Annotated in this window: 13 protein-coding genes; 9 read left to right on the top strand and 4 right to left on the bottom strand. The window is 73.0% G+C overall.

Features of this window, described 5'->3' with window-relative positions; translation table 11 throughout:
- The first annotated feature begins 1 nt into the window (after position 1).
- The 4 genes from PD653B2_RS21230 (at position 2) to PD653B2_RS21215 (ending at position 4,179) form a co-directional block, all read left to right on the top strand.
- Positions 2-604, top strand: coding sequence for a LysE/ArgO family amino acid transporter (locus PD653B2_RS21230; protein ID WP_085874405.1), 603 nt, complete (start codon positions 2-4; stop codon positions 602-604).
- An 86-nt stretch (positions 605-690) separates the two neighbouring features.
- Positions 691-2,406 (top strand): GAF domain-containing SpoIIE family protein phosphatase, encoded by a 1,716-nt coding sequence (locus tag PD653B2_RS21225; protein ID WP_085874404.1) that lies wholly within the window; start codon positions 691-693, stop codon positions 2,404-2,406.
- 10 nt (positions 2,407-2,416) lie between these two features.
- Complete coding sequence (locus tag PD653B2_RS21220; RefSeq protein ID WP_085874434.1) at positions 2,417-3,244, top strand: maleylpyruvate isomerase family mycothiol-dependent enzyme; 828 nt, start codon at positions 2,417-2,419, stop codon at positions 3,242-3,244.
- Positions 3,241-4,179 carry an oxidoreductase gene (locus tag PD653B2_RS21215; protein WP_085874403.1) on the top strand — a complete coding sequence of 313 codons (939 nt, stop codon included), beginning with the start codon at positions 3,241-3,243 and terminating at the stop codon, positions 4,177-4,179. The genes PD653B2_RS21220 and PD653B2_RS21215 overlap by 4 nt, the downstream gene beginning before the upstream one ends.
- Positions 4,180-4,209: 30 nt before the next feature.
- On the opposite strand, the gene PD653B2_RS21210 is transcribed toward PD653B2_RS21215, so the two are convergent.
- The 3 genes from PD653B2_RS21210 to PD653B2_RS21200 are packed head-to-tail and all read right to left on the bottom strand — an operon-like array spanning position 4,210 to position 7,653.
- Positions 4,210-5,691, bottom strand: coding sequence for a hypothetical protein (locus PD653B2_RS21210; protein ID WP_133059051.1), 1,482 nt, complete (start codon positions 5,689-5,691; stop codon positions 4,210-4,212).
- Positions 5,688-7,238 (bottom strand): hypothetical protein, encoded by a 1,551-nt coding sequence (locus PD653B2_RS21205; RefSeq protein WP_085874401.1) that lies wholly within the window; start codon positions 7,236-7,238, stop codon positions 5,688-5,690. The genes PD653B2_RS21210 and PD653B2_RS21205 overlap by 4 nt, the downstream gene beginning before the upstream one ends.
- On the bottom strand, positions 7,231-7,653 hold the full coding sequence (locus PD653B2_RS21200) for a hypothetical protein (protein ID WP_085874400.1): 423 nt from the start codon (positions 7,651-7,653) through the stop codon (positions 7,231-7,233). The genes PD653B2_RS21205 and PD653B2_RS21200 overlap by 8 nt, the downstream gene beginning before the upstream one ends.
- A gap of 163 nt (positions 7,654-7,816) precedes the next feature.
- Here PD653B2_RS21200 and PD653B2_RS21195 point away from each other — a divergent pair, with 163 nt between their 5' ends.
- Entirely contained in the window at positions 7,817-8,641 is an 825-nt protein-coding gene (locus PD653B2_RS21195) for an oxidoreductase (protein ID WP_085874399.1), read from the top strand.
- Between the two features lie 47 nt (positions 8,642-8,688).
- On the opposite strand, the gene PD653B2_RS21190 is transcribed toward PD653B2_RS21195, so the two are convergent.
- Positions 8,689-9,378, bottom strand: a complete 690-nt coding sequence (locus PD653B2_RS21190; RefSeq protein ID WP_085874398.1) for a VC0807 family protein — start codon at positions 9,376-9,378, stop codon at positions 8,689-8,691.
- Between the two features lie 218 nt (positions 9,379-9,596).
- Here PD653B2_RS21190 and PD653B2_RS21185 point away from each other — a divergent pair, with 218 nt between their 5' ends.
- The 4 genes from PD653B2_RS21185 (at position 9,597) to PD653B2_RS21170 (ending at position 12,381) form a co-directional block, all read left to right on the top strand.
- Positions 9,597-10,136, top strand: a complete 540-nt coding sequence (locus tag PD653B2_RS21185; RefSeq protein WP_085874397.1) for a hypothetical protein — start codon at positions 9,597-9,599, stop codon at positions 10,134-10,136.
- Positions 10,137-10,144: 8 nt separating this feature from the next.
- On the top strand, positions 10,145-10,792 hold the full coding sequence (locus PD653B2_RS21180) for a hypothetical protein (protein ID WP_085874396.1): 648 nt from the start codon (positions 10,145-10,147) through the stop codon (positions 10,790-10,792).
- A gap of 35 nt (positions 10,793-10,827) precedes the next feature.
- Positions 10,828-11,856, top strand: coding sequence for an LLM class flavin-dependent oxidoreductase (locus PD653B2_RS21175; RefSeq protein ID WP_085874395.1), 1,029 nt, complete (start codon positions 10,828-10,830; stop codon positions 11,854-11,856).
- Positions 11,857-11,985: 129 nt separating this feature from the next.
- Complete coding sequence (locus tag PD653B2_RS21170) at positions 11,986-12,381, top strand: ClpX C4-type zinc finger protein (protein WP_085874394.1); 396 nt, start codon at positions 11,986-11,988, stop codon at positions 12,379-12,381.
- The last annotated feature ends 116 nt before the right edge of the window (positions 12,382-12,497 follow it).

The raw sequence follows: 12,497 nt of genomic DNA, 5'->3' as shown, positions 1-12,497 counted from the left end.
GGTGCTCGACTCGACGTTCACCGGCCTCGTCACCGGGCTCACCCTCATCGTGGCCATCGGCGCACAGAACGCCTATGTGCTGCGGCAGGGCCTGGCCCGCGACCACGTCGGCATCGTGGTCGCGATCTGCACGGTCTCGGACGTGATCTTGATCGTCGCGGGCGTGAGCGGCATCGGCACGATCGTCGAGAAGGCGCCGTGGGCGATCGACGTCGTGCGCTGGTTCGGCGTCGCGTTCCTCACCTGGTACGGCGTGAGCACCCTGCTGCGCGCCCGCCGGGCCGAGGCGCTGCACGCCGCCCACGGGGGCTCGACAGGCAGGCGCGGGATCGCGCTGCGCGCGCTCGCCCTGACCTGGCTCAACCCGCACGTCTACCTCGACACCGTGCTGCTGCTCGGCTCGATCGCCAACCACGAGGGCCCGACCGGGCGCTGGTGGTTCGCGCTCGGCGCCTGTGTCGCGAGCACGCTGTGGTTCTGCGGCCTCGGGTACGGCGCCCGGCTCGCCGGCCGGGTGCTCGCCAGCCCGCGGGCGTGGCAGGTGCTCGACGTGCTGATCGGGCTCACCATGCTCGCGATCGCCGCGAAGCTGGCGACGGGCTGACGCTCACCCGCAGGGGTGAGGGGCGGTGGATTGCGCCCCCGCACGCATTCCGGACGGATATCGTTCGGCTCGGAGGCCCCCCACCCATGACACCCCCGGGCGCCGTCGGCGCCGACCCCTCGTTCGACCGGTACGCCCGGATGGTGTCCCGGGCCCTCGGCACGTCCGTCGCCCTGGTGACCCTCGTCGAGGACGAGCGCCAGGTCTTCCCCGGCGCCTGCGGGCTGCCGTCGGACATCGACGAGGTCCGCGAGACGCCGCTGTCGCACTCGTTCTGCCACTACGTCGTGATCGACCAGGCACCGCTCGCCGTCTCGGACCTGCGCAAGGACGCCCGGCTGCACCAGCATCCCGCGATCGCCGACCTGGGCGTGGTGGCGTACGCCGGCTGGCCGATCACCGACCACACCGGCGCCATCGTCGGGTCGCTGTGCGCGCTCGAGTACGAGCCGCGGGAGTGGAGCGCGGCCGACCTCGAGATGCTCGAGGACCTCGCCGCCGCCTGCTCGACGGAGCTCGCCGAGCGCGCCAAGCGCGGGTTCGAGGAGCACCTCTCCCAACGCAGCCGGGTGCTGCTCGCGCTCAGCGAGGGGCTGTCGGTGACCCACACGATGGTCGACGTCGCCCAGGCCGTCGAGCAGATCGCCCAGGAGCAGCTCGGGTGCATCCAGGCCGGCATGTGGCTGCGCGCGCTCGGCAACGAGGACGGCGCCGGCGGCCCGGACATCCTGGCCTACGTCGACTCCCCCACCAACGCGTGGGAGTCCGCCCGCCTCAACGCCGCGCTCCCCCTCGACGACTCCAACCCGCTGGGCGAGACGGCACTGCACGGCGTGCCCCTCTACTTCCGCAGCCGCCAGGCGCAGAACGAGCGCTACCCGCACCTCGTGCTGACCAAGCAGATCGCCGAGTCGCGGACCTTCCAGCCCCTGGTGTCGCGCGGTGCGGTGCTGGGCGCGGTCGCCTTCCTGTGGGAGGACGTGCACGAGCTCTCCGACGAGGACCGGATCACGATCGAGGCGCTGGCGTCGTACTCCGCGCAGGCCGCACAGCGGGCCCTGCTGCTCCAGGAGCGGCTCGACGCCCTGGTCATCCTGCAGAGCGCGCTGCTGCCCACGCTGCCCGACCCGAAGTCCCTCGAGCTGGCCGCCCGCTACCGTCCGGCCGCCTCGCGCGACCAGGTCGGCGGCGACTGGTACGACGCCGTGACCATGTCGTCGGGCGCCACCGGTCTGATGGTCGGCGACGTCGTCGGCCACGACATCGCCGCGGCGGCGGTCATGGGCCAGCTGCGCACCATGCTGCGCACGATCGCCTGGGCGGTCGACGACGCTCCCGCCGCCCACGTGCACCGGCTGGACCGCGCCATGCGCGACCTCGACGTCACGGGGATGGCCAGCCTCGTCTACGCCCGGGTCGAGCCCGAGCCCGACCCGGACGGCGGCCGCACGCTGCTGTGGACCAACGCCGGCCACCCACCGCCGATCCTGGTCTCCGCAGACGGCACGGTCGAGTTCCTCGACGGCGGGGTCCCCGACCTGTTCGTCGGAGTGGTGCCGGACACCGCCCGCGTCGACCACCGCGCCACCATCGCTCCCGGCTCGACGCTGCTGCTCTACACCGACGGGCTCGCCGAGCGCCGCGGTGAGGACATCAGCGTCGGCCTCGACCGGCTCGCCGCGGTCGCCGGGCGCCACCACCGCCTCGACGTGGAGGCCTTCCTCGACGCCGTCATCGGCGAGCTCGTCGGGACGGACCTGCGCGACGACGTCGCCGTTCTCGCGGTGCGCCTGCACGCATAGGGTGCTGGGCATGATCGATGCTCAGACAGATGGAGAGCTCCTCAGCGGGTACGTCGACGTCTGGTGGCAGGCCATCAACGACTTCACCGACCTCCTCGAGGAGCTCCCGGCCGAGGAGTGGTCGACGCCGACCGACCTGGCCGGCTGGGACGTCCGCGCGGTCGCGTCGCACGTCGCCCACCTCGAGTCGATCCTGGCCGGCAACGGCGAGGAGAGCGCCGAGGTCGGGGAGCCCGAGCACGTCACCGGCCCGATGGGCCTCTACACCGAGATCGGGGTCGTCAACCGGCGCGACGCCAGCCCCGACTCGATCATCAACGAGATCCGCGCGGCCGCCACCGCCCGGCACACCCGGCTGCTCGCGGACCCACCCACGGACGCGAGCGCGAAGCCCGAGCCGATCTTCGGCGGCGTCGGCTGGGACTGGCGCACGCTGCTGCGCAACCGGCCGCTCGACGTCTGGATGCACGAGCAGGACATCCGCCGCGCGGTCGACCGCCCGGGCGGCCTCGACTCGGTCGCGGCCCGGCACACGGCGGAGTACCTCGCCGAGAGCCTGGGCTACGTCATCGCCAAGAAGGTCGGCGCCGAGCCAGGCGCCACCGTCGTGCTCGACATGGCAGGCAGCGACCCGGTCGCGTTCACCGTCAACGACGCCCGCCGCGGGGAGCGACTGCCCGCCGTACCGGCCGAGCCGACGACCACGCTGCGCATGGACCGCGAGGCGTTCATCCGGCTGGCCGGCGGCCGCTGCGAGGCGGAGCCCGGCACGGTCAGAATCGAGGGCGACGAGGACCTCGGCCGGCGGGTTCTCGACAGCCTGGCGACCACCCCGTGACCCCTGTCGACCGCTGGACCCTCGCCGACATCCCCGACCAGTCCGGCCGCACGGTGCTGGTCACCGGCACTACGGTCGGCGGGCTCGGGCAGTTCACGGCGCTCGAGCTCGCCCGGCGCGGCGCCCGGGTCGTGCTCGCCGGCCGCACCGGGCAGCGGCTCGACGAGACCGAGGCCGCGATCCTCGCCGAGGTGCCGGGTGCCGGGCTGGAGAAGCTCGTGGTCGACCTGGCCGACCTCGGCTCGGTCCGCCGCGCCGCCGCCGAGGCCGCGGGCCTGGGGCCGATCGACGTCCTGGTCAACAACGCCGGGGTGATGGGCACGCCGTACCACCGCACGGCCGACGGCCTCGAGCAGCAGATGGCGACCAACCACTTCGGGCCGTTCCTGCTGACCGGGCTGCTGCTGCCCCAGCTGGTCGCCAGCGGTGCCGGGACCGTCGTGTCGGTGTCGTCGCAGATGCACCGGATCGCGCGCAGGGCACCGCTCGGCGACCCGCACGTGCAGGAGGGGCGCTACCAGCGCTGGCCGGTCTACGGGCAGTCGAAGCTGGCGAACCTGCTCTTCGTCTACGAGCTCGACCGGCGCGCACGCCGGGCCGAGGTGCCGGTCAAGGCGCTCGCCGCCCACCCCGGCTTCGCGTCGACCCACCTGGCGGCGAACGGGCAGTACGGCCGCTCGAGCGGGGGCGTCGCGTCGATCCTCGACGCCGTGATCAAGGTGGTCTCGCCCAACAGCGCCGACCAGGGCGCGTGGCCGACGCTGATGGCGGCCACCGCCGACCTGCCGGGCGCGACCTACGTCGGCCCCGACGGCCTCGCCGAGTGGGGCGGCCACCCGCAGGTCACCAGCAGCAACAAGCAGTCGTACGACGAGACCGCGCAGCGCCGGCTGTGGCAGATCAGCGAAGAGGTCACCGGGATCCGCTACCCCTGAGGGCGGCGCCCGCTGCGACCACCGGCGGGATCAGTCGGCGTGGGCGTCGCGGACCCGCACCAGCCCGCCGAGGACGGGGACGTACGCCGAGCCGTCGGGGCCGAGGCCGACCGCGCCGTGGTGGCTGTCGGCGAAGACCGTCAGGCCGGTGCGGACGGCGTAGACGAGCCGGCCGGTGCGCAGGTCGACGGCGCCGAGGTACCACGCGTCGACGCCCAGCCAGCTGTGCCGCTTGAGGTAGGTGAAGACCAGGCCGCTCGCGAGCGAGACGGCCGGCGGGGAGCTGGGGACGTCGATGTCGGTGGACCAGGCGACCTCGCAGTCGGCGTCGACCCGGGCCAGGCCACGCTCGGTGGTGCGGCCGAGCACGGTCGAGAGCGGTCCGCCGTACCCCGAGCCGTTCTGCACGACGACCGCGTCGCCCGCCGCGACCAGGCCGCCGTCGGTCGCGCCGTCGCCGCCGAAGACGGCCGTGTGGCAGACCTCCTCGCCGTCGCCGGGCCGATGGAGCACCACCTGCAGTCCGGAGTCGGCGTTGACGGCGACCGCGACGAGCCCGGAGCTCAGCACGACCGGCGCACTCCCGCTCGAGCCGTCGTACGGCGTGCGCCAGGTCGGCGTGGGCTTCGCGCCGGCGGCGGCGCCGATCCGGTAGACCGCCTCGTCACTCACGACGTACACCCCGTCGCGGGTCACCGTGAGCGGCCGGTCGACCTGCTCGGCCAGGTCGGCGACCCGGACCTTCCCGTCGTCGACGACGCCCACCCGGCCGCCCGCCGACACGAACCAGGTGCGGCCCTGCCAGTCCGGCTGGAGACCGACCACGCAGTCCTCGTCGGGGATGTCGTCCTCGATGCCGACGGTCGCCTGCGTGGTGAGGTCGGGGTGGCCCTCGGCGTCGGCGGTGCCGACCAGCAGGATGCGCCGGTCGTTCGTCGCGACCACAGCCCGGTCGTGGGCGTCGACGTAGAACGCCCCGAAGCACGGGCTGTCGTCGCGCTCGGGCAGGTCCTTCGACGCGAGCTGGCGCAGGTTGTCGGGGTCGACCAGCCGCAGCACGGGCGCGTCGGCACTGCCGCAGAGCGAGACCAGGCGGCCGTGGGAGTCGGCCGCGATCCGCTGGCAGCCGTCGACGCCGTACGACTTGGTCCACACGTGCGTCGAGTCGCCCATCGGGCCGGGCCAGGTGGTGCCACCCGGGGCGAGGTGCGGGTTGTCGGGCAGCTTGGCCGCGACCGGCTGTGCGGTGGCCGGCCGGCCGACGTAGCCCGGTGTCACCAGGTGTCCGGGCCCGGGTGGCAGCCGGACCCAGCCGTCGGGCACGGCGTACGCCACCGCGGCCAGGGCGAGCACGGCCCCGACCCACGCCAGGACGACGCGGCGGGTCGGCCGCAGCCAGTCGCGGACCCGCCGGAAGTAGAGGGAGAGGCCGGCCAGCAGCAGGACGACCGGGCCGAAGCCCAGCCACAGGAGACCCACGCCCACCAGGGCGGTCGTGCGCGCGAACCTCATCGCGTGGAGGTGCCCCGGTCGCCCGACCAGGCGCCGCACCCGACGCCGAACCGCGCGCAGCGGTAGCGGACGAGGAAGGCGTACGCCGCGAGCGTCGTCTCGGCGTTGGTGGCGATCTCGCCGACGTACTCGGGCCGGATGTCGAGCGCCGACGCGAGGCCGCTCATCTGGCGCCGGGTGAAGGAGTCCGGCTCACCGGAGCGTCCGTCGGAGCTGACATGCGTGTAGAAGCCCCCGGTCTGGTCGGGGCGGTAGAGGTCGCCGAGGTTCGTCGTCGGGATCAGGCCGTCGGACCCGACCTGGTGGTCCAGCAACGCATCGGCGACCGCGTCGGCATAGGTGCGCGACGTGTCGTCGCCGAGCTCGAAGCCGAGGTCGGTCTCGACCATCCCGAAGAGCACGGTCCGCAGGGTCGAGGTCGACCCCGAGTCGCACGACCCCGGCAGGCACTCGGCGATGCCCGCCGCGCTGCGGTAGCGCCGCTCCATGTCGGCGACCAGCCCGTTGACGGTGTTGTTGAGATGCTCACCGTCGGAGTACTCGTGCTCGGGGTCGGCGTAGCGCTGCAGGATGTGCAACCCCTGGGCAAGGGGCACGAGCGGGTCCTCACGGGACATCGCCACGTAGCCGCGGGTCGGAATCGTGCACACCTTCGACTGGTACGGGTAGTAGGTCGGCGACTCGGGCATCGAGCTGGCGACCGAGGCATCGGTGCAGTCACGATAGACCGACGGGTCGAACACGAAGCCGTCGGCCTGGGTGGCTCCACGGCCCCAGACAGGCGAGTAGACATCGGCGTCGGGGTCGTAGCCGGACCGGTGGACGACCGTGTCGAGGCGCTTCGCGCGGCCGGTCATCCCGCGGTAGTGGTAGGCCGACGCGGACATCATCGCGACGTGCCGGATGGTGTAGCGCAGACTCTTCAGGTCGCTGTAGGTCTCCGGTGTGAGGACGATCGACGCGCTGCGTTCGATCGCGTCCGGGCGCCACTGGGCGAGCGGCCGGTCCCCCAGCTCGACGATCATCGGCTCGTCGGCGTCGCCGCCGACCTGCGAGACCTCCACGTCGGCATCGCCGGACGTGTCGTCCCAGCGGACGACGGTGAGCAGCTGGACGGGGTCGGTCAGGCCCGGCACGTCGTACTGGAAGACGTAGGACTCGCGGAGCCGGCTCTGCTCGCCGCCGATGATCGTGACCTGGTGGTCGCCCGGCCGCACCCACAGACGCGGGCCGGTGAAGTAGACCCGGAGCGGGAGCGCGTAGTACTCCGAGACGACCGCACGGTCGGGCCCGATGTCACGGTAGAGCCCGTCGAGGTAGTGCTCGGCCAGCGCGATCGAGGCGTCGACCTCCGCCAGCGAGGGTGGGTCGGCCTCGGTCGGGCGCCGGTCGCCGGCTCCCCACGAGAGCGCGAGCTCGACCAGGAGCACCAGCGCCAGCCCGGCTCCGGACAGGCGCACCAGCCACCGGACCGACCACCAGCGGGCCAGCCGGCGCAGGGCGGGCTCGAGCCGCTCGCCGCGGATCGCGCCGAGAACCTCACCCACGGGCGAGCGTGACCCGATCGACCACGTGGGTGACGGCGACCGCGACCAGCCCGGCGAGGGCCTCCGCGAAGAGGGTGCCGCGGTTGGCCTCGACCAGGGTCAGCAGGACGGGGAGCCCGACCACCAGCCCGGCCGCGGCCCCGCCGGCGTACCGGAGCAGGTGGCCGCGGGCCTCGGGACCGGACAGGCGGAGCTTGACGACGATGCCGAGCAGGGACACCACGACGTACAGGCCGAGCGCAGCGCGCAGGTAGGGGACGCCGAGCGCCACCCGCAGCAGCGCGAACGACCCGATCAGGGCGACGTAGGAGACCGCGTTGGTCAGCGCGAGCTTCGAGTCCCGGACGTAGTCCTCCACGACCCGGAGGTCGACGAAGACCTGGTCTGCGGGCGGGCGCAGATCGAACTCGGCCACCGGCTGCACTCTCCCCCGTGCGCTCTGATGCTGACTGTGACTACCGACGACGACGGTGCGCCGAACGTCACGAGCCTAGACCGAACCGCCGGGCGCGGGACGCGGTTCCGTCAAGTCGGTCTTGCGTTTGGCTGTGCCGACGCGACGGAGCACAGTGGGAGACATGAAGCGAATCTCGGACGTGAAGCGGATCGGGTACGGCGCGATGCGGCTGACAGGCCCCGGCATCATGGGCCCGCCGGCCGACCCGGTCGAGGCGGCGCGCGTGCTGCAGCGCGCGATCGAGCTCGGTGTCGACCACATCGACACCAGCGACTACTACGGCCCCTGCGTCGTCAACGACCTGATCCGCGAGTCGCTGCACCCCTACCCGCCGGAGCTGGTGCTGGTCACCAAGGTCGGCGCCCGGCGCACCGACGACGGCGCCTGGCTGCCGGCGTTCAGCCCCGACGACATCAAGGCGGCCGTCCACGACAACCTCGGCCGGCTCGCGGTCGAGCGGCTCGGCGGTGTGAACCTGCGGTTCATGGACGACTGGGAGGGCAGCTTCGAGGACCAGTGGACGGTGCTCGCCGACCTGCGCAGCCAGGGCCTGGTCGGTGACCTGGGCCTGAGCAACTGCACGCCCGAGCAGGTGAAGATCGCCCAGGACATCGCGCCGGTCGCGATGGTCCAGAACGCCTACAACCTCGCCCACCGCGAGGACGACGACTTCCTCGACGCCCTCGCCGAGCAGGGGATCTTCTACGTGCCGTTCTTCCCGCTCGGCGGCTTCAGCCCGCTCGACCTCGAGGCGGTCGCCGGCGTCGCGGCCAAGCACGGCGCCACGCACATGCAGGTCGCGCTCGCCTGGTTGCTCCAGCGCTCCCCCAACATCCTGCTGATCCCGGGCACCAGCTCGGTCGCGCACCTGGAGGAGAACCTCGCGGCCGGCAAGCTGCTCCTCGACGACGACGACCTGCAGACGCTCGACGCGATCGGGGGTTGAGGAACGCCCCCGCGGGCCGAACCACGGCGGCGGACCGAGGGACCAGGTCAGCCGGCGAGCATCACGCGAGGCGCGAGCAGGCCTTCCTTGCGGGCGACCAGCACGGCCGCACCGATCGTCACGGCCACCGCGGCGGCGTTGATCGAGAGCACCGAGACGCTCTTGACCAGGACGAACGTCTCGAGCGACTGCGACTGGAGCAGCCACAGCGTCATCAGCGCCTTCCCGAGGCAGAGCGCGGCCCACATGAGGGTCAGCTGCCAGAAGAGGCGCCGGATCCGCGGCCGCACCGAGAGCTCGTGGTCCATCGGGTAGAAGTCACCGGCCAGCCGCGCCACCATCGGTCGCGCGGTCGCGAGCGAGAGCAGGAACAGGGCCGAGATCACGCCGTCGCTGATGATCGGCTGGAGGAAGTAGAGGAACGTGCTGTCGGTGAGCAGCGCGATCAGGGTGCGGCCGGTCATCACAACCGCGGTGAGGATGAGCAGGCCCGACGTACGACGTCCGGTCAGCGCCCGCCAGGCGATGGCGCCGTAGGACCAGCCGAGCGCCACGAAGATCGCCGTCCACACGCCGTTGACCCGGAAGCAGACGTAGAAGAGCGTCGCCGGGATCGCGCACGCGACCAGGAGGCTCAGGCCGACCCTGCGGACCACGGCGCCCAGGCTCGGGCAGTGGCGGGGCTCGTCGACCGTCGGATCGAGGACTGGAGCGGGCACGGCGGCGAGCGTTGACATGGAAACCTGACTGGCGATCCGAGGTACGCCTGGAAGATGCGACGACGCGGAACGACGACGTCCGGCTCGGTGTCGACAGTTCCGCGTTGTGTTCAGGGTAGTTCCTCCCCCCTGAGCGGCTGCGGGAAACCCTGGTATCGGCCCGTGGACGGTTCCGACGAGGGCAGGGTCACAGGCCGGATCTGTGTCGGATCGGACGCCTCCGGGCACTGCAGGACATGAGCAACGACAGCACGGACAAGGCAGCCCAGGCCCGCGACGGCATGCTCGACAGCATCGCCGGCAAGGCGAAGGAGCTCGCCGGCGCGGTGACCGGCAAGGACGCCCTCGTCGAGGAGGGGCAGCTCCAGCAGGCCGCGGCCCGCACCCGCAAGGAGGGCCTCGCCGACGACGCCGTCGCCGACGCGAAGCGCGAGGAGGCGGCTCAGGAGCTGCGCGAGGCGAACCGGGAGGCGGCCCAGCAGGAGGGCGCCGCCCGTGCCCGGGCCGCGCGGGAGGAGTCCCTCGCCGAGCAGCAGCGGGCCACCGAGCACGCCGCTGCCGAGGAGGCCGCCGCGCGCGAGGAGACCGCCGGACGCGCAGCCGCCGAGAGGCAGGCCGATGCGGTGGCCGAGCGCCGGCTCCGCGAGGCCGAGGCACTCGAGACCGACGCCGACACGACCGAGCAGCGCACCACCGAGGAAGCGGCCCGCCTCCAGCGCGAGGCCGACGCCGCCGACCAGCGGGCCGCGCAGCTGCGCGCCCAGACCGAGAGCTGAGGACCACCATGTTCCGCACCCTGATCGCCCTGCCCTACCAGATCGCCCGCCTGCCGCTGGTGGTCGTCGACAACAGCCTCTCCCGACGGCTCCCCGACGACGCCCCCGCCCGGGTCGCCCTCGACCGCGCCATCGGCACCGCCGACACGGTCGCCGGGGCCCTGCTCCGGGATCGCGGCATCGCCGCCCAGGGCGCCGACCGGCTCGACCGCTCCGACAAGCTCGCGACCGCCGCGCGCCTCGAGGAGGAGGCCGCCGTACGCCGCGAGCAGGCCCGCGCGACCGCCGCCGCCGGCCGCAGCGAGGCCACCCGCACGCGCACCGCGGCCCGCAAGCGCGCCGCCTCCGGCCTCGCGGAGGCCGACGTGGTCGAGGCACGGGGCAAGCAGCAGGCGAAGGCCACCGCGACGAAGACCGCCGCGACCGAGAAGGCAGCCGCCGACAAGACTGCCGCGAGCCGGACCGCCACGGCCGAGCGGCGCAAGAAGGCCGCCACCTCCACCGCTGCCGCGAAGAAGAAGGCCGCCCAGGCCGCCCCGAAGTCCGAGCTCGACCAGGCCCGCGAGACCAAGCAGGCGGCCGTCGAGGCGCGCGCCGACGCCGAGCGCCTCAGCGAGCTCGCCGAGGCCAAGAAGCAGGAGCGCAAGGACAGCTGAGCGGGCGACGCCCATGCGGGTGGTTGGATTCTCCCATGCACCTGGGCGTCGACAGCTTCGTCTCCACCGTCACCGACCCGACCACGGGGCACGTGGTCGGGCCGGTGGAGCGGATGGAGCACCTGCTCGAGGAGATCGAGCTCGCGGACCGCAGCGGGCTCTACTCGTTCGGGATCGGTGAGCACCACCGCAGCGAGTACTACGACTCCGCACCGCCGGTCATCCTGGCCGCGGCCGCCGCCCGGACCGAGCGGATCCGGCTCGGCAGCGCCGTCGCGGTGCTGAGCGCGGTCGACCCGGTGCGCCTCTTCCAGCAGTTCGCGACCCTGGACCTGATCTCGAAGGGCCGCATCGACCTCGTCGTGGGACGCGGGTCGTTCACCGAGGCCTTCCCGCTCTTCGGCCTCGACCTCGCCGACTACGACACGCTCTTCAGCGAGAAGCTCGAGCTGCTCCTGCAGATTCGCGACCAGGACGAGGTCACCTGGTCCGGGCGGCACCGCCCGCCCCTGGTCCGCCAGCGGATCTACCCGCGCCCGGTCCAGGACCCGCTGCCGATCTGGGTCGGCGTCGGAGGCACGCCGGAGTCGTTCGTGCGCGCCGGGCTGCTCGGCCTGCCGCTGATGGTCGCGATCATCGGCGGCGAGCCCCGCCAGTTCGGGCCGCTCGTCGACCTCTACCGCCGGGCCGGCGCCGAGGCCGGCCACCCGCCGGAGCGGCTCCAGGTGGGCCTGCACGTCTTCGGGTTCGTCGCCGAGAGCACGCAGGCGGCCGCCGACACGATCTACCCCGGCTGGCACGAGATGTTCACCAAGGTCTCCCGCGAGCGAGGCTTCCCGACCCCGACCCGGGCGCAGTTCGACGCCACCTCCGGGCCGAACGGCGCCTTCTTCCTGGGCGACCCGCAGACGGTGGCCGACAAGATCCGCCGGGTCGCCGACCAGCTCGGCGGCGTCGACCGCCTGTCGCTCCAGATGACCAACCCCCGTCTCGCCCACGACGACCTGCTCCGCGGGATCGAGCTGCTCGGCACCGAGGTCGCGCCTCTCGTCGCCGACGCCTGAGGGACACACCTGCGCAGGAGCCGACCCGGCTGGGTGGTCCGGCCGGGCTGGCCCGGTGTGGTCCCGCCTGACACTCTGGAGCACGTCGGGCGCGGCCCGACGCTTCTGGGGGGTGGCGAGAGGACCGGGATGGACGCCGATTCGACGTACAAGTGCTGCTCGTTCTGTGGCGAGCAGGGCCGCGAGGACATGCCTCTGGTGGGCGGGCTCGGTGCCTTCATGTGTGGCGACTGCCTCGACTACTACAGCGGTGTCGTGGCCGAGTTCCGACGCACGGGCGAGGACAGGCCGCCGCCGTGGGAGACGATGTCGGACGCCGACCTGCTCGGCAAGCTGGCCCTGATCGTGCAGACGGGCGCGCAGGTCGACCGCTTCCTGGTCGACTGGGTGCAGCTGGCCCGGTCGCGCAAGCTCTCGTGGGCCGAGATCGGCAAGGCGCTCGGCGTCTCGCGCCAGGCGGCGTGGGAGCGGTTCTCCCGCGCGATCATCGACGGGGAAGCGACCCCGGAGCTGGGCTCGGCGTAGCGGGCGCGAGCACGGGGGCCGACCCATGGTGACCCCCGTGGCACCACCTCATCGACCCCCGCCGCCGGACAGCCTGTCAAACGTCAGGAGCTCCTGACAAGGCACGTTGCCGGACC

This window comes from Nocardioides sp. PD653-B2, assembly GCF_002117935.1.
Lineage (GTDB): Bacteria > Actinomycetota > Actinomycetes > Propionibacteriales > Nocardioidaceae > Nocardioides.
Note: the sequence above shows the minus strand (reverse complement) of the source record. Positions and strands in the feature narration are given on the sequence as shown.

Coding starts and splice junctions, on each gene's coding strand:
- PD653B2_RS21225 (WP_085874404.1), top strand. CDS start 691: ATGACACCCCCGGGCGCCGTCGGCGCCGACCCCTCGTTCGACCGGTAC.
- PD653B2_RS21220 (WP_085874434.1), top strand. CDS start 2,417: ATGATCGATGCTCAGACAGATGGAGAGCTCCTCAGCGGGTACGTCGAC.
- PD653B2_RS21210 (WP_133059051.1), bottom strand. CDS start 5,691: ATGAGGTTCGCGCGCACGACCGCCCTGGTGGGCGTGGGTCTCCTGTGG.
- PD653B2_RS21195 (WP_085874399.1), top strand. CDS start 7,817: ATGAAGCGAATCTCGGACGTGAAGCGGATCGGGTACGGCGCGATGCGG.
- PD653B2_RS21190 (WP_085874398.1), bottom strand. CDS start 9,378: ATGTCAACGCTCGCCGCCGTGCCCGCTCCAGTCCTCGATCCGACGGTC.
- PD653B2_RS21185 (WP_085874397.1), top strand. CDS start 9,597: ATGAGCAACGACAGCACGGACAAGGCAGCCCAGGCCCGCGACGGCATG.
- PD653B2_RS21180 (WP_085874396.1), top strand. CDS start 10,145: ATGTTCCGCACCCTGATCGCCCTGCCCTACCAGATCGCCCGCCTGCCG.
- PD653B2_RS21175 (WP_085874395.1), top strand. CDS start 10,828: ATGCACCTGGGCGTCGACAGCTTCGTCTCCACCGTCACCGACCCGACC.
- PD653B2_RS21170 (WP_085874394.1), top strand. CDS start 11,986: ATGGACGCCGATTCGACGTACAAGTGCTGCTCGTTCTGTGGCGAGCAG.